General features: G+C 36.0%; 20 protein-coding genes and 1 tRNA gene. 1 reads left to right on the top strand and 20 read right to left on the bottom strand.

Going from position 1 to position 22,615, the window contains the following annotated elements:
* Positions 1-652: 652 nt before the first annotated feature.
* The 14 genes from lysS to spoIIE form a co-directional block, all read right to left on the bottom strand.
* On the bottom strand, positions 653-2,134 hold the full coding sequence (gene lysS / locus DFR56_RS20580) for a lysine--tRNA ligase (RefSeq protein ID WP_110397339.1): 1,482 nt from the start codon (positions 2,132-2,134) through the stop codon (positions 653-655).
* Positions 2,135-2,180: 46 nt separating this feature from the next.
* Positions 2,181-3,170, bottom strand: a complete 990-nt coding sequence (gene dusB / locus DFR56_RS20575; protein WP_110397338.1) for a tRNA dihydrouridine synthase DusB — start codon at positions 3,168-3,170, stop codon at positions 2,181-2,183.
* A gap of 32 nt (positions 3,171-3,202) precedes the next feature.
* Positions 3,203-3,697, bottom strand: coding sequence for a 2-amino-4-hydroxy-6-hydroxymethyldihydropteridine diphosphokinase (gene folK / locus DFR56_RS20570; protein WP_110397337.1), 495 nt, complete (start codon positions 3,695-3,697; stop codon positions 3,203-3,205).
* Entirely contained in the window at positions 3,694-4,059 is a 366-nt protein-coding gene (gene folB / locus DFR56_RS20565; RefSeq protein WP_110397336.1) for a dihydroneopterin aldolase, read from the bottom strand. Before folB ends, folK begins: the two co-directional genes overlap by 4 nt.
* The gene (folP, locus tag DFR56_RS20560) at positions 4,052-4,882 is read right to left on the bottom strand and encodes a dihydropteroate synthase (protein ID WP_110397335.1); all 831 of its coding nucleotides are present in this window, start codon (positions 4,880-4,882) and stop codon (positions 4,052-4,054) included. The genes folB and folP overlap by 8 nt, the downstream gene beginning before the upstream one ends.
* 173 nt (positions 4,883-5,055) lie before the next feature.
* A complete protein-coding gene (cysK, locus tag DFR56_RS20555) occupies positions 5,056-5,979 on the bottom strand; it encodes a cysteine synthase A (RefSeq protein WP_110397334.1) in 924 nt (307 codons plus the stop codon).
* Positions 5,980-6,108: 129 nt separating this feature from the next.
* A complete protein-coding gene (gene hslO, locus DFR56_RS20550) occupies positions 6,109-6,975 on the bottom strand; it encodes an Hsp33 family molecular chaperone HslO (protein WP_110397333.1) in 867 nt (288 codons plus the stop codon).
* Between the two features lie 12 nt (positions 6,976-6,987).
* Positions 6,988-7,761 (bottom strand): type III pantothenate kinase, encoded by a 774-nt coding sequence (locus DFR56_RS20545; protein WP_110397332.1) that lies wholly within the window; start codon positions 7,759-7,761, stop codon positions 6,988-6,990.
* Positions 7,762-8,756: 995 nt separating this feature from the next.
* Complete coding sequence (gene ftsH, locus DFR56_RS20540; RefSeq protein ID WP_110397331.1) at positions 8,757-10,793, bottom strand: ATP-dependent zinc metalloprotease FtsH; 2,037 nt, start codon at positions 10,791-10,793, stop codon at positions 8,757-8,759.
* A gap of 139 nt (positions 10,794-10,932) precedes the next feature.
* Positions 10,933-11,475, bottom strand: coding sequence for a hypoxanthine phosphoribosyltransferase (gene hpt / locus DFR56_RS20535; RefSeq protein WP_110397330.1), 543 nt, complete (start codon positions 11,473-11,475; stop codon positions 10,933-10,935).
* A 22-nt stretch (positions 11,476-11,497) separates the two neighbouring features.
* Positions 11,498-12,901 (bottom strand): tRNA lysidine(34) synthetase TilS, encoded by a 1,404-nt coding sequence (gene tilS / locus DFR56_RS20530; RefSeq protein WP_110397329.1) that lies wholly within the window; start codon positions 12,899-12,901, stop codon positions 11,498-11,500.
* Between the two features lie 504 nt (positions 12,902-13,405).
* Positions 13,406-14,329 (bottom strand): protein kinase domain-containing protein, encoded by a 924-nt coding sequence (locus DFR56_RS20525; protein ID WP_244916599.1) that lies wholly within the window; start codon positions 14,327-14,329, stop codon positions 13,406-13,408.
* On the bottom strand, positions 14,301-15,032 hold the full coding sequence (locus DFR56_RS20520; RefSeq protein WP_110397327.1) for a vWA domain-containing protein: 732 nt from the start codon (positions 15,030-15,032) through the stop codon (positions 14,301-14,303). The genes DFR56_RS20525 and DFR56_RS20520 overlap by 29 nt, the downstream gene beginning before the upstream one ends.
* 1,046 nt (positions 15,033-16,078) lie before the next feature.
* Complete coding sequence (spoIIE, locus tag DFR56_RS20515; RefSeq protein ID WP_110397326.1) at positions 16,079-18,508, bottom strand: stage II sporulation protein E; 2,430 nt, start codon at positions 18,506-18,508, stop codon at positions 16,079-16,081.
* Between the two features lie 302 nt (positions 18,509-18,810).
* Between spoIIE and DFR56_RS20510 the strand changes: the two genes are divergently transcribed.
* Positions 18,811-18,884 (top strand) — tRNA-Met (locus tag DFR56_RS20510).
* 217 nt (positions 18,885-19,101) lie between these two features.
* Here DFR56_RS20510 and DFR56_RS20505 read toward each other — a convergent pair.
* The 6 genes from DFR56_RS20505 to yabN all read right to left on the bottom strand — a co-directional run bounded on the left by DFR56_RS20505 (position 19,102) and on the right by yabN (position 22,603).
* Positions 19,102-19,485 (bottom strand): S1 domain-containing RNA-binding protein, encoded by a 384-nt coding sequence (locus DFR56_RS20505; protein ID WP_110397325.1) that lies wholly within the window; start codon positions 19,483-19,485, stop codon positions 19,102-19,104.
* Positions 19,486-19,561: 76 nt separating this feature from the next.
* Positions 19,562-19,945: an FtsB family cell division protein gene (locus tag DFR56_RS20500; RefSeq protein ID WP_242694799.1), complete on the bottom strand. Its 384-nt coding sequence runs from the start codon at positions 19,943-19,945 to the stop codon at positions 19,562-19,564.
* 6 nt (positions 19,946-19,951) lie between these two features.
* Entirely contained in the window at positions 19,952-20,551 is a 600-nt protein-coding gene (yabQ, locus tag DFR56_RS20495; protein ID WP_110397324.1) for a spore cortex biosynthesis protein YabQ, read from the bottom strand.
* On the bottom strand, positions 20,548-20,847 hold the full coding sequence (gene yabP, locus DFR56_RS20490) for a sporulation protein YabP (RefSeq protein WP_110397323.1): 300 nt from the start codon (positions 20,845-20,847) through the stop codon (positions 20,548-20,550). The genes yabQ and yabP overlap by 4 nt, the downstream gene beginning before the upstream one ends.
* Before the next feature lie 51 nt (positions 20,848-20,898).
* Positions 20,899-21,165: an RNA-binding S4 domain-containing protein gene (locus DFR56_RS20485; RefSeq protein WP_110397322.1), complete on the bottom strand. Its 267-nt coding sequence runs from the start codon at positions 21,163-21,165 to the stop codon at positions 20,899-20,901.
* A 4-nt stretch (positions 21,166-21,169) separates the two neighbouring features.
* Positions 21,170-22,603, bottom strand: a complete 1,434-nt coding sequence (gene yabN, locus DFR56_RS20480) for a bifunctional methyltransferase/pyrophosphohydrolase YabN (RefSeq protein ID WP_110397321.1) — start codon at positions 22,601-22,603, stop codon at positions 21,170-21,172.
* Between the last annotated feature and the right edge of the window lie 12 nt (positions 22,604-22,615).

Raw genomic sequence — 22,615 nt, 5'->3', positions numbered from 1 at the left:
CCAGCGTTCGTCCTGAGCCAAGATCAAACTCTCCATAAAAAGTTTGGTTATCATGTTTTCACCGAAAACATGTCTTAGCTTCAAAAATTATCTTATTTAGACGAGGTTAAAAGTATATAGAATATACATTCAACTTCTCTTGACATTTATGTTGTGTCTGTTCAGTTTTCAAGGAGCAAATTACATTACCTCAACGAGGCAACTTTTTTATTATATCAACAACAAGATTAGTTGTCAATATGTTTTTTTCTTTCATGTTGCCGCTTCGGAAAACAGCGACTTTTATAATATAACACAGTCTGAAACGTAATGTCAACACTTTTTTTACAAAACATTTAAACTTACATAAAAAAATTGTTACAACTGGATACATCAAGCAGTAACAGTTACGGAGTACATTACATTTTGATTTGTTTCTTAACAAACTGGCATTTAAAAAAGCCAAATATTAATATAACATAAATCAATTCAGTTTTGCAACATAAAACGAAAAAAATCCTTTACTTTCGATTAATCCAATATAAACAGTAGATTACAAAACAATTTTACTGTAGTTATTATGAACTTAAATGATCAAGCACCTATTAAAAAGAGCATCTATAGAAAGAGTGAACTCAAACTATAGATGCTCTTAGGAAACTTAGTTAATGAATTATTTTGTTCTCATTTGTGGGAAAAGGAGAACATCACGAATCGAAGGTGCATTCGTTAATAACATGACTAAACGATCTATCCCAATTCCAAGCCCACCTGTTGGCGGCATTCCGTATTCTAATGCTTCTAAAAAGTCTTCATCCATTAAGTGTGCTTCATCGTTTCCGGCTTCTCTTTCTTCCACTTGCGCTTCAAATCTTGCTCGCTGATCTATCGGATCATTTAACTCACTAAATGCATTGGCATGTTCGCGACCGACGATAAAGAGTTCGAAGCGATCCGTAAATCGTCCATCTTCTTTATTTTTCTTAGCAAGTGGTGAGATTTCAACTGGGTGTCCATAAATAAAAGTAGGTTGAATAAGTTTCTCTTCAATTTTTTGTTCGAAAAATTCATTGACGATATGCCCGTAAGTCATTGCATCAGTAATTTCAACGTCATGCTCTTTTGCTAGAGCCCTTGCTTCTTCATCACTAATTTCCTTCCAAAAATCGACACCTACATACTCTTTTATTGCATCTACCATATGAAGTCTTGTCCACTTAGGCTCTAGATCAACTTCGTGTTCTCCATATGTCACCGTCGTTTTCCCTAATACTTCTTTTGCAATATGGGCGATTAAATTCTCCGTTAAGGCCATAATATCTTCATAATCAGCATATGCCTCATATAACTCTATCATTGTAAATTCAGGGTTATGACGTGTTGAAATTCCTTCGTTTCTAAATACTCGACCAATTTCATATACTTTTTCTAAGCCACCTACTATTAATCTTTTCAAATGAAGCTCAATAGCAATTCGCATATATAGTTCTATATCAAGCGCATTGTGGTGGGTTTCAAATGGTCTAGCTGTTGCACCACCTGGTATTGTATGAAGCATTGGAGTCTCCACTTCAAGAAATCCTTGTTCATCTAAATAACGACGCATGGATTGTATAATTTTGCTACGAGAGATAAATACATTTCGACTGTCTGTATTCGTAATTAAATCCAAATATCGTTTACGATAACGTAATTCAATATCTTGTAAACCGTGATATTTATCTGGTAATGGTCGTAAAGATTTTGATAAAAGAGTAAATTCTTTTGCCTGAATCGATAGTTCCCCAACATTTGTTTTAAAGACAATACCAGTAACACCAACAATATCCCCGATGTCAACCGACTTAAAAACTTCGTAGGCTTCCTCGCCTATTTCATCTTTTCTCACATATAATTGGATTTGTTCTGTCGCATCTTGAATATGAGCAAAGCCGACCTTTCCTTTTCCTCGCTTTGTCATCACTCTACCCGCTAGTGTAGTAGAGATTTCTTTTTCGGCAAGTTCTTCTTTCGTCAATGAGTCATATAAATCATGTAAATCTATTGCTACATTTGTTCGGACAAATTTTCCACCAAAAGGATCCAATCCTTGTTCGTAATACGAAGCCAACTTTTCGCGTCTTACTTTCATATGTTCATTTAATTCTTCCGTCAACCTTATCACTCCATTAATATAATAAGTCCTACGTAAAAGCTCTTTCTTATGAAGCGAAAGTTGCAATTTCTAATTCATTTGCATAGTCAAATAAAATATTTTCCATTGCTTCTTTCGTTTCAATCTGATTAATACGGTTCCGAACTCTTCCATTTCCTTTTAACCCTTTTAAGTACCAGGCAGCATGTTTACGCATTTCCATAATCGCGGCCTTTTCTCCTTTTAGTTTAACAAGCCGTTCCATATGTAGCAAACATACGTCGACTTTTTCTTTTGGAGTTGGTTCCCCTAATAATTCACCCGTTTCTAAATATTTCACTGTTCGATAAATCATCCACGGATTTCCTAATGCCGCCCGACCAATCATAATCGCATCAACACCCGACTCTTCCAATCTTTGTTTTGCGATTTCCGGGCTTGTTATATCGCCATTTCCAATAACCGGAATTTTCACTGCTTGTTTAACTTGCTTAATAATCTCCCAGTCAGCAAAACCTTCATATAACTGTTTCCGAGTTCGACCATGAATTCCTAGAGCGGCTGCCCCTGCTGCTTCAACTGCTCTCGCATTATCAACAGCATAAATATGGTCTTCATCCCAACCACTACGCATCTTTACTGTAACTGGTTTATTGACATTATCCACGACAGCAGAAACCATTTCATAAATTTTATTCGGATCTAGCAACCAGCGAGCTCCGGCATCACATTTCGTAATTTTCGGTACCGGACAACCCATATTGATATCAATAATACTTGCATTCGTATGTTCATCTACAAATTGAGCAGCTTCGATTAATGTTTCTTTTTCACCACCGAAAATTTGTAAACTCATTGGCATTTCATCTTCATCAATATAAAGCATATTCATCGTTTTTTCATTTCGATTGACAATTCCTTTATCACTAATCATTTCCGCACAAACGAGACCAGCCCCAAATTCTTTTACCGTTAAGCGAAAAGCATAATTACAAACACCTGCCATCGGGGCTAATACTACTTTATTCGGAATTGTTACATCTCCTATTTTAAACATTTTTTCACTCTCCTTTATATCGCAAACGAATTCTACTCATTCCATTTTACGACACTATTCATTTCCTTTTTCGATATATCATTTAACATATCCTCAATCAACTTACCGGATGTGGGCATAACTATATGAGGAGCTATTTCATATAAAGGGACTAATACAAAGGCACGTTCATGAAGCCGAGGATGCGGGATTCGTAACGTGTCCAAAGCTCTATTTTCACTATTATAAAGTAAAATGTCAAGATCAATTGTACGAGGTCCATTTTCAATCGTTCTTTCCCTACCTAATGTCTCCTCTATTTGCTGACATGCCTCCAGCAATTCGAGATTACTTAATGATGTATGGACCTCAATAACCATATTTAAAAAATGATCTTGTTCTAAATAACCAACAGGCTCCGTTTCATATATAGAAGATTTATTGATAACTTCTACCTGTTTATTTGCAGATAGCCTCTGAATTGCATCATGTAAATAGTTACTTCTTGGCTCAATATTTGACCCTAATCCGATATAAGCTACATTCATCTTTCTCTCTCCCTGTAAATTTGTACTGCAACGGAGTCATAATGACCGTTAATTGGTGGGTCTGGTTTTGTTACTGTAACAGAACAAGCTTGAAGTGTAGAAAAACTTTGTAAAAGCTCATTTGCGACATCCTCTGCAACTGCTTCGATTAAATTTTTCGCTTCTCCTTCAACGATACCCTTAATTTTTTCATATGCTTTCCCATAATCAATCGAATCATTCATATGATCCGTCGTACCAGCTTTTTTCAGTGAAGTGAATAGTTCCACATCGACTAAAAACCTTTGTCCTAGCTTTTTTTCTTCTTTAAATAGACCATGGAATCCGTAAAAACTTAATTTATTTAAGATAATTTTATCCAAAGGCATCCACTCCTTTTAGCATGGCATCCATCATTTTAGCTAATTGTACATGACGTTTCACATCATGGACTCGAACGATATGGACACCTTTTGTAATACCTAAACAAGTTGTCGCCCCTGTTGCATTATCACGTTCTTCTGCAGGAATCGGTAATACTTTACTAATAAAAGATTTACGTGAAGCTCCGAGCAAAAGAGGGTATGGCAATCTGTTCTTAAATTCGTCTAAATGATTCATCACAACATAATTATCCTTTACCTCTTTTGCAAAACCGAGGCCAGGGTCAATAATAATATTTTCATCTTTTACACCAGCTTGTTTCACTATATCAATACTCTCCTGTAAATCAGCAACCATATCATCGATAAGCGAATGATATTTTTTATTTGTCCGATTATGCATTAAAATGATCGGTACATTAAATGCCGCTGCAACAGATGCCATGTCTGGATCATGTTTTGCTCCCCATATGTCATTAATGATATCTGCTCCAGCTTCGATTGCTTTTTCTGCTGTCTTAGCTTTATACGTATCAATCGAAATAGGAATGTTTATTTCCTTCTTTAGCGCTTTAATAACTGGAACTACTCGGTTCACTTCTTCTTCTAATGAAACAGGTTGATGATCTGGTCTTGTTGATTCTCCCCCAACATCGATAAAATGAGCACCATATTGTTCCATTTCCTTCGCTTGTCTGATCGCCTTTTCGATTGAATTATAATGACCACCATCTGAAAAAGAATCAGGTGTAATATTTAATATTCCCATCACTAATGTCTGTTTTGTCACGTCATATTGTTTCGAGCGCGTCTTTACATACATAAAAAAATCCTTCTCCAAACTATTTACATACGTTCAAATCAACCTGAAAGAACGTAAAAATTATCTTTTTTATCAGTTTACCACAAAGTAAGATAAGAGTGAGTTATTTTGACATCTATGAAAACCAAAAAAAGTAACACAGGAACTGTGCTACTTTTTCAAAAACAAGTTTATTATTCTTCAAATTGGTATAAAGCTGTCGATAAATAGCGCTCACCATTGTCCGGAAGAACGGCTAAAACCTTTTTACCTTTACCTAATTGTTTTGCCACTTTTTTTGCAGCTGCGATTGCGGCTCCTGCTGAAATTCCGCCAAGGATTCCTTCTTTTTGAGCTGTTTCTCGTGATGCCTCGAAAGCTTCCTCATTCGAAATCTGAATTACTTCATCGTAAATGTCAGTATTTAACACCTTTGGAACAAAACCTGCTCCAATTCCTTGGATTTTATGCGGACCAGGTGATCCTCCAGAAAGGACTGGTGAGTCAACCGGCTCTACGGCGAACACCTTTACATCTTTAAAACGTTCTTTTAAAACTTTACCTGCACCTGTAATCGTTCCACCAGTACCGATCCCAGATATGAATGCATCCACCCCATCTGGTAGTTGTTTGACAATTTCTTCTCCAGTTGTTCGTGCATGAACTTCCGGATTCGCTTCATTATTAAATTGTTGTGGCATAAAGTATCCATGTTCTTCTTTTAATTCCTCTGCTTTTTGAATTGCGCCTTTCATTCCGTTAGCACCAGGCGTTAAATGTAATTGAGCACCATAGGCTTTTAGTAAATTACGACGCTCTTGACTCATTGTATCAGGCATCACTACGACTAATTTATATCCTTTGGCTGCTGCAACGAGCGCTAAACCAATACCAGTATTACCACTTGTCGGTTCAATGATCGTATCTCCTGGCTTAATGATACCTTCTTCTTCTGCACGTTCAATCATCGCTAAAGCAATTCGGTCTTTTACAGAACTTCCTGGGTTGAAAAATTCTAATTTTAAGTATATATCTGCACTATTTTCATCTACCGTACGATTTAATTTTACAATTGGGGTTTCTCCAATTAAACCAGCAATATTATTTGCGACTCTCATTCTTAAATTCCTCCTAATTCACACTATTTTTATAGGATTTATTTTTAATATACCGTTATTGCGTTCATTTGTCAACTATTAATGGCAGTAAAATGAAAAAATTTCCTCTTCATTTTTCCATGGTAATTTTTATAATAATTCTCGTAATTCATCTTCTGATAGATGATATACTTCATTGCAAAAATGACAAGTTGCCTCGGCGCCATGATCTTCCTCAATCATTTCCATTATTTCTTTTTCCCCTAATCCTTTGATTGCATTTTTCATTCTCTCAAACGAACATTTACATTCATAATAGATAGGTGCTTCTTCTAATATTTGTACTTCTTCTTCGGAAAATAATCGTTGTAAAATTTGCTCCGGGTTGTTCCCCTCTTGAATAAGAGTAGATATTTGTGGGAATGTTTCAATTGCTTTTTCCAGTTTCGTAATTATTTCATCATTAGCTCCTGGCATTAATTGAATGATAAAACCACCTGCTGCAAGTACAGAATGATCTGGATTAATTAAAACGCCTGCACCGACTGCTGATGGAGTTTGTTCCGAGTTTGCAAAGTAATAGGTAAAATCTTCACTTATTTCACCTGAAACAATTGGTACTTGTCCTGTAAAATAATCTTTCAATCCAAGATCTTTTACAATACTAAGCGTACCTTCCGTACCGACCGCGCGCCTTACATCTAATTTTCCTACCTCGTTTAACGGAAAATCAACATGTGGCTCTAACACATAACCTCTTACCGCTCCTTTTGCAGTGCCGTCAGCAATAATCGCACCGAGCGGCCCATTCCCTTCTATTTTTACCGTTAAACTATCTTCCCCTTTTAACATCGCTCCCATTAAAGCCGTAATCGTAACGGTTCTTCCAAGAGCAGCCGATGCTGTTGCCCACGTATCTTGGCGTTTACATGCTTCTGCAACTGTATTAGTTGTGATAGCCGCATAGGCACGAACCTTCCCATTATATATTGTAGATTTAATTAAATAATCTTGCATATATATACTCCTTTATTGCAGCTTATTTTTTTGATAAATAACATATAATCCTTTTAATGTAAGATGTGTTTCAATATGATCAATCGTTTCAGATTCACAAGCAATTAAGGAAGCTAATCCACCTGTTGCGATGACGGTAGGACTATTACCAGCTTCTTTTTTTATTCGATTGACAATCCCATCGACTAAACCGACATACCCATAAAAAACTCCTGATTGCATTGCTTCGACTGTCGATTGCCCGATAATATTTTCAGGCTTTTCAATCTCAATCTTTGGTAATTTCGAAGCATGACTATATAATGCATCCATTGAAATCTTAATCCCTGGGGCAATTGCTCCACCATAATAAGCTTTTTGCTCATCGATGTAGCAAAAAGTCGTTGCTGTTCCAAAGTCAATGATAACAAGTGGTGTATCGTAAAGACTAATAGCACCTACAGCGTTTACAATCCGATCTGCACCAATTTCTTTTGGAGACGGATAACTTATTTGCAAGTAGGATTTTACATTATCTTTTCCAATGACTAAAGGAGTAATATTGAAGTATAATCGACACATTTTCTCTAATGCTTGCATAATCGGCGGAACGACTGACGAAATAATAATTTCCTCAATCTGTGTAAAAGCAATTCCCTTAAACTCAAATAACGTTTTAATTAAAGCTCCAAATTCATCTTCCGTCTTATGGCGATCTGTTTTAATTCTCCATTCATATTTTAATTGATCTTGTTCAAAAACCCCTAGTACTGTATTTGTATTTCCGATATCAAGTACAAATATCATCTTCCCAAACGCTCCTCACTTCAAACAATTAGTTGGATATTTACATTATAGTGCGTGTTCAAAAAGGCAGATAAAAGGGATCAAGAAGTTCAAGGTGGCGTAGCTCCCGAGAACGGAGCGCATGCCTTTACATACGTGAGTACCTGAAAAGCAAGCCAACGCAGAAATTCAACGCGTCCTTTTTGTTGGACTTTTTGAACATCCTCTTATATCTTCTCATTACAAGCATAGCTAAACGTGATAAAAAATAACAGACAAATTGTGATTTTTTATCACAAAAGATAAGTTAAATATACCATACCGCGCTTCACTGTATCTATCTATAATGTGCCATATTTTATTTCTTTTATGTAATAAAGCCAATTACATAACACAATAAGTAAGGATTAATCCGAACAATATGAATTTATTAATACCGTCATTCCACAGAAATGACTTGAATCTTTGCAATAGAACCCGCATCCCGAATATACTTCGCTTTCCGCGGGCGAGTGTCGAGCCTCCTCGGGCAATGCCCTGCGGGGTCTCGACGATCTCTTACTTCCCACAGGAGTCTACGTATATTCGGGATGCTTTGTTTCCTAAATGCTTCCTATTTTTTAAGAGTTTTTTCAGTGGTCTCCGTATTTGCTCTCTGCAGGGTCTACGACGCACAGGACGTGCTAGTGCAAATGCTCTTCGATGGGACGAGTAATCGCAGTCCCAGGCCATGACGCACTTAGTCTGCATTCCCTCTCATGCTATTCTCTAGTAGTCGTCGCCTTTTTCTACAAGCAACTTTTTTAGCGTTTTTATTCATGGATAATTAAACATAAAATAAACGTTATTGTTCGGGTTAATCACCCATTATAATAATTATGTAAATTCATTTTCCAAAAGATACCTTACCATTTTGTCAGGGAAGGTCGTAAGGGTTAATGTTCATCATTCAATCTTTTTTAAGACAAAAAAACAACCTTTCCTTCTTGATGGAAAGGTTGTTCCGTCTTTTTATGCTAATCTTTTTTATCGTTCTGCTCATCTGTTTCTTGATCATCTTTTGTTACTTTATCTTTTGCTTCTTCATAACTATCTGGTGTTGTTTCATCATCCTGCTTAGCTGAAATATTTACTTTTACTTCATTGTCTTCATTCGTTGAAGTTGAATGATCATTTTCATCTTGATCTTCTTGATCTGAACTAGACTTTTTGTAGCTAACTTCAGGCATGACACCATCTTCAAATAACGATTTAATTTGTTCTGCATCTAATGTTTCATGTTCAAGTAACATTTCAGCAATTAACTCTAGTTTATCGCGATTTTCAGTTAAAATGGTCTTAGCTCGATCGTAGCAGTAATTAATGAAGTTCTGTGTTTCCACATCAATTTCATGTGCGAGAGCTTCACTATAATTCTTTTCACTTTGGATATCACGGCCAAGGAAAGGATCTCCCCCGCTACCTGTAAATTGAGTAGGGCCGATTTTATCACTCATTCCATACTCTGTGATCATTTTATTCGCAATGGCAGTTGCTCGTTGAAAATCATTCGAAGCTCCTGTACTAACATGATCTTTACCGAAAATAATCTCTTCCGCAACTCGACCACCTAAAAGACCTGTAATTCGGTCAAATAATTCTGGTCTAGTAGCAAGATAACGATCTTCTTTTGGAAGCATCATAGCATAACCACCAGCTTGACCACGCGGTACAATCGTTACCTTATGAACCGTATCAGCATCATCTAATACCATACCGATAACTGTATGCCCACCTTCGTGGTAAGCGACAATTTTGCGTTCTTTGTCTGATACGACTCGACTCTTTTTAGCCGGACCGGCAATTACTCGATCGATTGCTTCATCAATTTCTTCCATCGTAATCTTCTTTTTATTACCTCTAGCAGTGACAAGTGCTGCTTCATTCAGCAAGTTTTCTAAATCAGCACCTGAAAATCCAGGTGTACGCATTGCAATAATTTTTAAATCTACATCTTCTGCTAACGGTTTATTTCTTGCATGTACATGTAATACTGCTTCCCGACCCTTTACATCTGGTCGGTTAACAGGAATTTGTCTGTCAAATCGTCCTGGGCGAAGTAATGCAGGGTCTAAAATGTCTGGGCGGTTTGTTGCAGCAATCATAATGATTCCTTCATTTCCATCAAACCCGTCCATTTCAACAAGTAGCTGGTTTAATGTTTGTTCACGTTCATCATGTCCACCACCAAGTCCAGCTCCACGCTGTCTACCAACTGCATCAATTTCATCGATAAAGATGATACATGGTGCATTCTTTTTCGCATTTTCAAATAAGTCTCGTACCCTTGAAGCACCTACACCAACGAACATCTCAACAAAGTCAGATCCACTAATTGAGAAAAACGGGGTTCCTGCTTCACCTGCTACTGCACGGGCAAGTAATGTTTTACCTGTACCAGGCGGTCCTACTAAAAGTACCCCTTTTGGAATGCGGGCACCTACTTTCGTAAATTTACGAGGATCTTTCAAAAATTCAACTACTTCTACCAGTTCTTGCTTTTCTTCATCTGCACCAGCAACGTCAGTAAAACGAACTTTTGCTTTTTCTTCATTATATAACTTGGCTTTACTCTTTCCAAAATTCATTACACGGCCGCCACCACCGCCACCTTGTGCTCTAGTGAAAATAAAGAAAAAGATTAACCCGATGATTAAAAATGGTAACATCATCGTTAAAAAGTTCACAAATGCACTCGGTTGTTCTTCTTCTGCAACTTTCAGTACACTTTGTTCGGTAGCTTTTTCCGTAATTGTTGCAATAATTTCCGTATTATCTGGTACTTGAACGATAAAAGGCTTTTTATCTTTCTCAAGTTCACCAGTAATTCTCATTATTTTATTTTTGGGCTGCATCGTCATCTCTGCGATTTCGCCATTATCTAAGGCTTGCATAAATTGTTGCACATTAAATTCAGTAGACTGATCATTTTGGCCTTTAAACAAGCTTATTACACCAATTAACACGAGAAAAATAAGTGCATAAAAAAGTATATTCCGAAAAATCCGATCCATTTAAAAACCTCCTCCCAAGCGAGAAAAACTACATAACATAGTACCATATAAAAATTAGTGAATACAACTAATTGCTCTTTCGTTCACTCATTTTTAATATTCTTCTATTACCATTATTTTTATTCTTTTTTCTTACTTACTAAACACTATATACTTCCGGTTTCAAAACACCAATATATGGAAGATTACGATATTTTTCATTATAATCCAACCCGTAGCCAACTACAAATGCGTTTGGAACTTCGAAACCAACGATATCTGCCTTAATCTTGGCTGTTCTACCACCTGGTTTATCTAAAAGTGTCACAATTTTAACGCTGTTTGCTTTTCGGTATTTAAATAAATCAACTAAATAACTTAGTGTTAGGCCACTATCGATAATATCCTCAACAATTAATACATCTCTTCCTTCTACTTTTGCATCAAGGTCTTTGAGAATTTTCACTTCCCCTGATGATCGTGTACCACTTCCATAACTCGATACATCCATAAAGTCCATTTCTACATGGGTATCAATATATCTAGATAGATCTGCCATAAATGGAGTAGCACCTTTTAATACTCCAACGAGAAGAGGAAATTTATCTTTATATTCTAATGTTAATTGTTCTCCAATCTCAGCACATTTATTTGCTATTTCTTTTTCTGTAATTAATACTTCTTTGATGTCGCTTTGCATCATCTTCCTCCTTCAAGCTGTTGACTCAAGTTTTATATTCAAACAGTACGTAAGTCCCATCAGACATTGTACAATGGTCCATGTTCTTTCTTAATCCGATCAACCAAAATATTTCATCCGAATCGTCTGCTACTATGTAAGTATGATCTCTTAAATGGCGAGGAACTTTTGCATCAATTAAAATATCTTTTATTTTTTTCGTTCCACGTAACCCTTTATAACGCATTCGATCCCCGTCTCTTCGTGTTCGAATATGAATTGGAAGGGCAATCTGTTCCTTCGAGCAAATATATGTATATGGATTACTTTCTTTTTCCTTAGCGTTCTTTACATCTATGTAAGAAACCGAAAAAACAGCTCCATTTGGTAAGTTTATACTTTGCGGAATAGCTGTCATTATTTGGTGAAACGACTTTTCTACAATACGATTTTTCTCAAAAAAGTAAAAAAATATGTTATCATATGATTTTTCAATGTGCAACCCTTTAGGAAAATGAATAATTTGGTTCCCCATCTGTTCACTCAATAGCGATAAAAAAATACGTTCATGCATATAGGACAAACTATCAGGTAATTCATCGTATAGATAGTCTAATGTTAATCGATATGCTCGTCTTTGTAAAGAAACTGCATAACTCCTTAATTCCTTAGCAGATATACTTGCTTTTTTCTGTTGTTCATCGAATCGAGCCGTCTTCTTTACAACTTGCTTAGCCTGTTCCATTAAGTATTCTTCATCTTCCTGTAATGATTCACTTAACCGCTGAACGGTCATATGTAAATTATGATTACGTTTTTTAAGCTTTGGAACAATATGAGCTCTTACATAGTTACGGGTATAATATGTATCTAGGTTTGTAGAGTCAATTCGTGGCTGTAAATGGTGCTTGACACAATAGTCTTCAATCTCATGTTTTGTTACACAAAGTAACGGGCGAATAATTTCTCCAGTTACGAATTTTCTTTTGAATGGAATGCCAGTTAAGCTACTTAAGTTCGTCGTTCTAACAAGGGACATAACGAGTGTTTCAATTTGGTCATCTCCGTGGTGACCTAATGCTAAATAATCTCCATGATGGATCTTCATCTGTTCTTTAAATGCATCATAACGTAATGTTCGTGCGGCAACTTGAGTGCTTACTTTCTTTTTTGCACGATACGATTTTACATTTACTTGAATAGATACATGGGGTACTTTCCATTTTTTACAAACTTCTTTCACATATTGAACATCTTGGTTCGATTCTTCTCCCCTTAATTGATGATCAATCGTAAGTGCAATAACTGTTATATTCCATTCCTCTTTTATTTCATGGAAAAAATGTAGAAGAGCCATCGAGTCTGGTCCACCTGAAACACCGACTAAGACCGTTTTGTTCTTCTTTAATAGTTGATGATCGTAAATAAAGGTTAATAACTTCTCTTTCATAGGATCTATCCTAACTTTTCGTTTCTATTCTTTATTATAACGATTTTATTATAGTGTTGTCATCCATAAGCTCCCTTTTTTAATGTATTCACTGAAACAGTCTGTTTTTCACCATTCCTTCATTAGAAAAATTGGCTTTTCCCCTCGTCTTTAGTGGTAAGATCATTCTGTACGAACTGTACGGATAATTGTTGGATTTAGCGCAATTGCGATTTATTCAGCGTTAATACGGAGGCATTCAGCGCAATTACGATTTATTCAGCGCGAACACGGGTTAATTCAAATTTATTATGCCTCATCTTACATTTCCCAAACAAAGGAATTTACAACACTATTGCTGTCATAGTCTTGCATCGACTAAATACATTCACTGAATTTATATTGCAGATTCTTAATAATAGAATGAACTCAGTGACAGAATAAAACTTTTCTCATTACATAGCGTTTAAGCAAGAACTAAAATTGTTCTAAATGTGAAAAGAAACTTCATTCATACTGGCCCACCTAAAAAAATAAACTAGAAACAAGATAATAAACACCTGAAAGAGATGATATAATAACTGCCTGTATGACATAATTACCCTTGGCTGCTCGCTTCTTATTCTCTTTTTTATGCCTTTTCCACATTGTTTGTAATAGATCCGCTTTCATCTCACTCGCTAATTTATACTGCCCTAATATCGCTTTTTGTAAACAGTGTTCATATAGTTGTAAATCTCGGACTACGGCTATTCTTTTTAAGATCAGTTGTTTTGAATGATTCGAACGTTTAAAATGTCTTGGATAGTAAATGGCCAATATTACCATAACAAGGGCAAATAAATCATAACTTGGTTCCGCTTCTCTCGTACCTAAATGCCAATACGCCCGGTCATAGAACTCTGAATACTCTTTGATCGATCGCCCCATTTTTGTCGTACCACCAACATCGATAAATCGCACTTTCGTAGGAGATTCGGTAATAAGTAAATTATCGTTTTTTAAATCACCAAAAACCCATCCTGACTGATGTAATCCTTCTAATTGTTCTAACATTTGAATGATAAAGACACCAATCCATTCAGCACCATTTCTACGAATAAATGTTTCCATACGAATTCCGTTAATATATTCCATAACATAAAATGAATATGATTTTCCCGTTTGCCTTTCCCAATCATCGACATCGATTAAAAAAGGTCCAAGACGATTATCTTGAACCTTATTCAGCGACTTTAATACATTTACTTCGGTTGTAAGTGACATCGCCTGCTTACTTATCTTTAAAGCAACTAATCGATTATTGTGCATACGACATAAATAGACTGTACCAATCATCCCTGAACCAATTTTTCTTATAATCGTATATTGGTTTTTATTCCACTTTCCCACAATTATGGTGCCGTGTTTAATCGGAATACTAGCCTTCTCTTCGATATTCTTCTGCACGATACATGCTCCTTCTCATTTCCTTTTTACCAAACTGATACATCGCCTCACGGATAGCAGGACCTGTCGGTGTTACTCCACCACTAACCAGTTTAGGAAAAATAACAGAAATGGAGTCTAATTCCTTTGCCCAATTATGAACCAATCCAATTGGATCTTTTCGTTTCGGAAATTGGAATATAGCAAAATTATTTTCTCCAACTCTAGCATGTAAATTAATGGATAAATCAATTAACGCCTCTTTCACTGTTAATAGTTTATCATTCATACTCGCACTCGTATCTACTAATATGAGAACTTCCAAATGACATGTTTCTCCCAGGTCTTCTACAATTTCCATCACCTCGCCACGTTTTTCAGGCTCAATTTCTTCGAGTGTTTGGCTGGAGCCAAATATATTTGTCAGTTCTTTATTGACAAAACCTTGTAATGTTTGTGTCATCGCTTGCCTTGTCACTGCTTGTACAGTTTGTGATAAATCTTCTTTATAAACAACTTGATTAATCCCACCTCCAGCTTTTGCAATTTGTTCTATTTCTTCAAAACCGCTAGCTGTTTCAGACTCATAATCATCAAGAATTCCGATCACATTTACTGTAATGCCGTTTTCAAAAGCAACTTTCGCACTTTCAACTGGATTTTCTCCACTATTAGAACAACCATCTGTTATTAATAAAATTTGTCGTAACGTACCTTTATTCACCAGAAAATACCTCCTACCTTTTCTTTCATAGCCCAAGTAGTGTCTGTAACTACTATGCCTTTTACTTTCTACTATTTTCGCCAAGAAGAAAATGATCTATACATCATAAATCGAGGAGGTATTATTTGTTTAAAAGCCCGGGCAATAAAAGAAGTGGTTTTCTTCCATAGTAGGTTAAGTATGCGTCTTCACCTAAACTGACGTTCATTCGTCCCATCAAAATAGTTATAATATGAAGCGAATGTTTGATCTTCAGCAGGCCTACTTATTTACCAAGCTTTTTATTGCGAGAACGAATATTGCACTTATGCAGTAAGAAGGTTTTATACACTCTGCGTAACATCTATAAACTGTACAGTAACTAGGATAGCACTTGTCAGACCGCTACGGAAATACACTACGCTTTCCGCGGGCGGCTGGTGAGCCTCCTTACTCGAAATTAAAGGAGGGCCAACTAAAACCGGTCTTTGCGGCCAACGTCGGCATACCCCTTGCCGGGGCAGGGTCTTATCTAGGCCTACCTCCCACAGGAGTCTCCGTGCATTTCCATAGCTGGGATGGTGTTAATAGAACAATACGATAATTTGCTTCCACTATCCTTGTGGTTGTTTGGAGCGGAGGATCATTGACTACTACGGGAAAAGCAAATGTTCTTCGATGGGACGAGTAAGCGCAGTCCCAGTCCCACGTGTCTGAAGACCCCGCAGTGGCGGTTTCTCCGCGAGGCAGGTTAAGTACGCGACGTCCTGTCGCAACACCTGCACTAGCACGTCCTGTGCGTCGGAGGCTGAAGCCGTGCCCGTGGAAAGAAATGATCCGTAGCGGAAAACAAGCTAGCAGTTACCGCGCAGTTTCTTTCAAATATGCCAGTTTTTTTGAAACCACGCTGCTTCCAACCACACCGAAAGCCTCAAAGGTTAGAAATAACTTCACATCATCATTGAAACATGAACAAATGCCTACCATCACATTCTTTACATCTCACGTGCTCCTTTCGTTCTCCCTATAAAAAGCTTGGCGATAAGGTTTAGTTTTCTAAAATATTTTTATTTGGCCTCACTGTGCATGACTGGAATCGTTGCCCATTTTGGTTTATGCTTTTTTATTTTCGCAACGACAACCGTCATATCATCGCGAATGACACCTAATTCACCGCGTACAACTTCTTCTAATAATAGATCCGCAATAGCTTGTGGTTCTTGTGTCTTCATATTACGAATTTTTCTTTGTAACCATAAATCATTATTTTTTATTTGTTTCGGTCCATCAAATACGCCATCACTCATCATAATTAAAATATCGCCAGATTTTAATGTTTCACTCACTGTCTCAAGATCGACATATTCAATGATTCCCATCGGTAAATTATTCGCTTCTATTTGTATCACTTCATCTCCCCGTTTAATAAAACTAGGAGAAGAACCAATTTTTAAAAAACGAAGCGCTGCATTATGTAAGTTAATAATCGCTAAATCAAGTGTCGCAAAAATCTCATCTGTCGTCCGCAACGCTAAAATAGAATTAATTGATTGGATCGCAACTTGTTCAGAAATGCCCGTTTGCAAAATTTGCTCTAGTAACCGTAACGTTTCCATACTTTCTTCACGTGCACGAATGCCGTTCCCCATCCCATCACTAATGGCAAGGGCATATTTTCCTTTGCCGAGTTCCATCGTTGTATACGAATCTCCTGACACGAGGCCTCCCCCTTTTGCTGCAACTGCTACACCTGTCTCAACCGTATATTGCCTAGCGGAACCGAACGTTAAAAAGCTAACCCCATTTGGAAATGGAGAAATATCTTCTTCTTTTACGATGATCGTTTCTTGTAAAATATCGGATAATACTGGAGCGATTAATTTTGAACCCTCCCCATGATAATCGTAAAAGATGATCGACATTTCTATATCGATAGTGCCTTTTTCTAACTGGTATATATCGATTTTTTCTAAATGAATATCCATTTGCTTTAAAGCTCGTACTATTTGAATCTCTTGCTTTTCATGTCTTTGTCTTTCCTTCACAATTTCTTTTGCGAAATTATCCATGACATCTGAGACACCTTTTAATTGATCTGCTACTATTTTTTTGCTTTCCACCACTTGCTTCTTTAATTTTTTGTTAATCGTTAAAAGGGACACTTCATTTACCATCGCATCGATTACTTGTTTCGACTTAACACAATGATTTTCAAATTTTTTCATGTGCAAAGGGTCCACTTCTTGATGGAGTACTAAATCGTTTTTTAACAACTCCATGAGACTATACGTTTCTTCAAATCGATTTTGCCAACACCTTTTTTTCATAAAACACATTTGACACGTTTTTTCGGTCACTAAACTTAGAAAATAATCCGTTTCATCCATATGTTCCTGTTCGTTTTGAGATTCGGTTGATTGAATAAAGCTTTTCGACAATGCTTCAAACACTGCCGAATATTGTTCTACCCTTTGTGCTGTTACGTCTCTAATCTTTTGTAAATATTTTCTTTCTTCATATGAATATTCTGTCGTCCCTGGGATATATTTGGACATTTGTTTTAATAAATTATTTGGAGTTAAATAAAAAAGTAAAATCGCAATAGAAGATTCTAGCATCGTTGCCGTGAGGGTTTGCATATCACCATAAATTCCGACGAGAAATGTCCCAACAAGTAAACCAAGACTCACCCCATGCTTTTTCCCCTCTTGCAACAAGCCTCCTAATAAACCTGAAAATGCGAGTAAACTCATTTGATATAAATTGGCTACATTCGCAAGAGATAAAATTAACCCTGTAACAACTCCGACGGTAGAACCAATTGCAGCACCGCCAACAAAAGCAAGGGTGAGGACAATATAACGGGAAAAAACATGTTCCAATGAAACGGCGTACACTTCCCAACCGATAAATCCTGTTAAAATAGAGGCAAGCAAAATAATAATACAAATTATTTCCTCGTTTTTTAATGCTGGTTGATATCTTTTTAGTGCTAATAATGGGATACTTTGCATAAAGATTAGTAAGAGAACAATCCCTAATACCCCTTCTATGAGTAAATGTAGCCATTCATATGTTGTAATTGGACTAGGAAGGGAATATAAAAATATTCGGGCCACAACTGTTGATAAAAAAACAAATAACATAAGCATTTTTAAATTACTTCTGTCTTTTAAAAACCGGGTAAGAAACATAAATACGACCAATGATAAAGAAATATAAACCGCATGTTCAATCGACTGACTCCAAGCACCTAATAAGATAAAGATAAGCATTGTCAATGTTCTTTTTTGATAAATTGCCCAAGCTGTCGCTAAAAAGGCAATCGCAAAAGGGGAAATATTATATAAAATAACAGCCCGTCCAAGTAAAAGTCCTACGAGTAATAGTAATAATTGTTTTTCTATAAATATTTCCTTTATCGAAGCCTTTATCCCTTTTTTGATTCTAGTTCGTTTGCTATGTAAAATAGTTTCTATTTTTAATGTTTGGCTCACTTTCCTTCTCCTCCTCCATAGTAGTCGTGTATATGGATTAAAACATAATATTCCTCTTTTTTTTGTCAAAATTTAAAAAAGACGCATAAATATCATTCGACTCATTCCTACGTTAAAAAACCTAGTTTTACACGAATTAGTCAAAAAACAATAAAATGTAAAGCATTTTTACGTTCTAGTCTTAAAAAGAATGCACATTAATCAATTTTTTATAGTAAGTTATGTCATCAAATAGCACAATTTTGTCCATCATTGACATTTAGATTTTTTTCATGTAATATATTTAACGTTGATGTTTTTTTGGCGGTGTAGCTCAACTGGCGAGAGCGTACGGTTCATACCCGTAAGGTTGGGGGTTCAATCCCCTCCGCCGCTATCAAAAAAACAGGTGGAGAAACATGTCTCCACCTGTTTTTGTTTATTCACCTTTTATTGCAATACACGATATACAAGAAATGTTAGCTTCCAGTGAACCTTTTTCCGTTTCATCTCTATTAGATTTTTCACATTAAAAAACAGATACTATCAAAATAGTATCTGTTTGTTTGATTTATTATATATTATTTAGAGCATTCATGTTAGAACAGCAATTGCTATCCTCTTTTTGCACCTCGACCTCCACGTCTGGATTCCGTGTGCTTCTTTAAAGAGGCTAAACGGTCTTCAGAATCTTTTAAAAATCGGTTTATTTTGGATTCGAAATTTTCCGTTCTTTCACGGGTATTTCTTTGGCGCATTGGTCTATCCTTCGCTTTTTTAATCGATAACCCAATTTTACCATCTTTTTCAACATTAATTACTTTTACTTTAATTTCTTCGCCTACAGTTAAATGTTCATTAATATCTTTTACATAATTATCAGCGACTTCACTAATGTGAACAAGTCCTGTCGTACCTTTCTCTAGCTCCACAAAAGCACCAAAATTTGTGATTCCAGTAACCTTTCCTTGCAATTTGCTGCCTACTTCAATTGACATAAAAAAAATGCTCCTCCTTGAATTTTTTATAAAGTATACTCCTACTTCATAAGTATACGAACTATACTAATATATGTCAATAAGAGCGCTCCTTTTCATCCTCTAATTGAAAGATTAACTCCCCTTTTTTTGACAAAAAGTAATTTGTTCGTGCAATATCTAAAATATACTCATCATCATTTAATAAATCGATTTCCTCTAACAGCTCTTTTTCCTCTTTTTCCAGTACTGTCAGTTGTTCCGTTAATTCATCAAATTCCTTTTGTTTTTCAGAGTATAATGATCGTTGTTTTATATGATATGTTGCCATCACACCAAAGGTTATTACTATTACCATACTAGCGAAAATTAATCGCTGTATAAGTCTTTTTTTTCGGCGTCGTTTTCTTTCCATTTGCGCATTATATTGATTCATATAATCAGACTTAATTTTTGCTACCGTTCTATTTGGTCTTTTCAAGGATCGTTACCTCCTTTTTAAAAATACCTTCTTTAACCACTTTTTTAATTTATATATTATTGTACTACAAAACGTTGCCATACTGGTAATGTTTTTCACAACTTTTTCAGGAAGAATTATTTTCATTACGTTAATTAGTAATTTTATTGGATAAAAAAGTATTTTAAAAAGGAAAAAAAGGAGGTGACGACAAACGTGTACAACATATAAAAGGATTGTAATGATCATTTGGATTGTCCATTTGATTGGGTGAATAATTAGAACATTGATTGTTTGAATCGTCCATTTGATCGTTGTTTTCATGATTTTTATGAAAAATTCAAGCAGACGTTTATACATCGCTTTAAATAAGACGGTGTAAATACTAAAGCCTAATAAACATGCTAAAAATATAAAAAAACGTAATTCACCTTCATTTACATTGTATAAGACGAAAAATAAAATACATGTTTGTGTGATCCAAAAGCATATTTCAAAAACATAGGATAAAATAAGATTGCTTTTCCAGGTCATTGCAGCCCTGCGAAATGTTTCTGTTGCAAACCCTAAATAAATACCACCAATCATCATGGAGAGCATCGTTAACAACTGGGTATTTAACGTCATCTAAAAAGCTTGCTAAACAACCCTTTAGCTTTCTCCTGTTGGTGTTCATCTACATATGTTAGTTCATATACTTTTCCCTTAATTTGCACTAAGCCTTCTTCAACATTTAAATTTTTAAGTTGTAAGTTCTGCCCTCGAACAATTAAATACCCCATATTTGTTTCTAATAAAAACTCTTCATTATCAAAACTATCAATTTCTTTTACGCCGTTTATTTCCATTTCTTTTCGATTATTAATTCGTACATTATGTTCACGTTGTGGAGTTACATTTTCAACTCGTTCATAATAATTCATACGTTTCACCTTCCTTACTTTCAATCTATGAAGGAAGGGACAAGTATAGAACTACTCGTCTTGATTAATTTTTTCTTCTTTGACAACTTCGTATAAAGATGTTGCTTCCTCTTTCTTCACATGGTCTTTTAGGTTCAATACTTTAACGGTAAGTATCGTTTGTCCAAATGTGATTGTTATTTCATCACCAACTTCAACATTAATAGACGGCTTTGCAACGACATCATTTACTTTGATTCGGTTCTGCTCAGCAACTTGCTTGGCAAGAGGCCTTCGCTTAATAATTCTTGACACTTTTAAAAATTTATCTAAACGCATAGGATCATTCCTTTCTTTTAGCTTCATCCCAAAACAGATCGAGTTCAGGTAGTGTCATATCTTTAAATTGCTTATTAGCATGACGCACCTGTCTTTCTACTTCATTAAAACGGGAAATAAATTTCTCGTTCGTTCTTTTAAGGGCAAGTTCTGGATTTATTTTGTGAAACTTCGCAATATTTGCTAGTACAAATAACATATCACCTAATTCATTTTCCATTTCACCTACGTCTTTTTGTTCTACAGCTTCGTGAAATTCTGCTGATTCTTCTTTAAATTTATCCCACATATCATCGACTTTTTCCCAGTCAAAGCCCACACGACTCACTTTTTGCTGTAGCTTGTAAGCTACTTGTAAAGCCGGAGCATGTTTTATGACAGAGTCTAAAATGAATTCATCTTGTGGACCGTTCTTTTCTTCCGCCTTTAATTCTTCCCAGCTTTTGTTCGTTTCCTCATCACTAAACACATGGGGATGTCGATGAATCATCTTATTTGTAATGCCTCGAATAACGTCATCAACCGTAAAATAGCCATTATCTTCTCCAATTTGACTATGCAACATCACTTGCAACAATACATCTCCTAATTCTTCAACGATTCCTTCGTCATTTTCTTGATTGATCGCATCAATTAATTCATAAACTTCTTCCACTGCATATTGCCTTAATGATTCATGGGTTTGTTTTTGATCCCATGGACAGCCATTTGGGCCTCTAAGTTCTTTCATTACCGAACGTAATGTAGCAAATTGGTGGGTAAGACCTTCTTTAACGGTTGGCGACACATAAACGGTTGTTAAATTACTCATTTTCATCACACGATCTAAATCTTCTAAACAAACGGTTCGCACTTTTTCCCCTTGCGTTCCTACCGCTTCGACAATGGTCACTTTATGGTCAGGTGGTAAATCCTCAAGCAATGTAAGCTTTACCTCAGAGGCGATAAATGCATCATATACTTGACAAAACACGAGATGATTCGCATAGTTTAACTCCTCACGACGAAAGAATGTTGCATCGACAAGTTGGAAACCATCAATCGGATCAATGTTTAATGTCGTAAATAAGTCATCTAAAAAACTATGGCCACCTATGATCTCTACTTCAACTGTAGTCTGTTTCCTTAATAGTTCAACCGTTTTTTCTGCTAACATCGGATGACCGGGTACCGCGTATATAATTGTCTCCTTCACCGCTTCTTCGATTAACGTCTCGGCTATTTTTTCATACACTTCTTCAAAATGATCGTATGTTTCATAGTACGAATCAAATCCATGAAATTCAATACCTTCTTCATGTAATGTCTGAACAACTGGATGATCAATCGTTCGCACAAATACGAGCCTTTTTTCATTTTGTAACTTTCGGTAGACTCCTAGAGGTAATTGCTCAATATCTCCTGCACCTAAACCGATGATTTCAATTTTGTTCGCCATCATGTTCCTCCA

Origin of the sequence: Pseudogracilibacillus auburnensis (assembly GCF_003201975.1) — a bacterium.
Taxonomy (GTDB): Bacteria; Bacillota; Bacilli; order Bacillales; family Amphibacillaceae; genus Pseudogracilibacillus; species Pseudogracilibacillus auburnensis.
The sequence above is the reverse complement of the archived record's forward strand: the minus strand, read 5'-3'. Positions and strand labels throughout refer to the sequence as shown.

What these genes read in the sequence shown, in the direction of transcription:
- dusB (WP_110397338.1), bottom strand. Translation starts at nt 3,170, where the DNA reads ATGTTTAAAATAGGAGATGTAACAATTCCGAATAAAGTAGTATTAGCC.
- folK (WP_110397337.1), bottom strand. Translation starts at nt 3,697, where the DNA reads ATGAATGTAGCTTATATCGGATTAGGGTCAAATATTGAGCCAAGAAGT.
- folP (WP_110397335.1), bottom strand. Translation starts at nt 4,882, where the DNA reads ATGTATGTAAAGACGCGCTCGAAACAATATGACGTGACAAAACAGACA.
- cysK (WP_110397334.1), bottom strand. Translation starts at nt 5,979, where the DNA reads ATGAGAGTCGCAAATAATATTGCTGGTTTAATTGGAGAAACCCCAATT.
- hslO (WP_110397333.1), bottom strand. Translation starts at nt 6,975, where the DNA reads ATGCAAGATTATTTAATTAAATCTACAATATATAATGGGAAGGTTCGT.
- DFR56_RS20545 (WP_110397332.1), bottom strand. Translation starts at nt 7,761, where the DNA reads ATGATATTTGTACTTGATATCGGAAATACAAATACAGTACTAGGGGTT.
- ftsH (WP_110397331.1), bottom strand. Translation starts at nt 10,793, where the DNA reads ATGGATCGGATTTTTCGGAATATACTTTTTTATGCACTTATTTTTCTC.
- hpt (WP_110397330.1), bottom strand. Translation starts at nt 11,475, where the DNA reads ATGATGCAAAGCGACATCAAAGAAGTATTAATTACAGAAAAAGAAATA.
- tilS (WP_110397329.1), bottom strand. Translation starts at nt 12,901, where the DNA reads ATGAAAGAGAAGTTATTAACCTTTATTTACGATCATCAACTATTAAAG.
- DFR56_RS20505 (WP_110397325.1), bottom strand. Translation starts at nt 19,485, where the DNA reads ATGTCAATTGAAGTAGGCAGCAAATTGCAAGGAAAGGTTACTGGAATC.
- yabQ (WP_110397324.1), bottom strand. Translation starts at nt 20,551, where the DNA reads ATGACGTTAAATACCCAGTTGTTAACGATGCTCTCCATGATGATTGGT.
- yabP (WP_110397323.1), bottom strand. Translation starts at nt 20,847, where the DNA reads ATGAATTATTATGAACGAGTTGAAAATGTAACTCCACAACGTGAACAT.
- DFR56_RS20485 (WP_110397322.1), bottom strand. Translation starts at nt 21,165, where the DNA reads ATGCGTTTAGATAAATTTTTAAAAGTGTCAAGAATTATTAAGCGAAGG.
- yabN (WP_110397321.1), bottom strand. Translation starts at nt 22,603, where the DNA reads ATGGCGAACAAAATTGAAATCATCGGTTTAGGTGCAGGAGATATTGAG.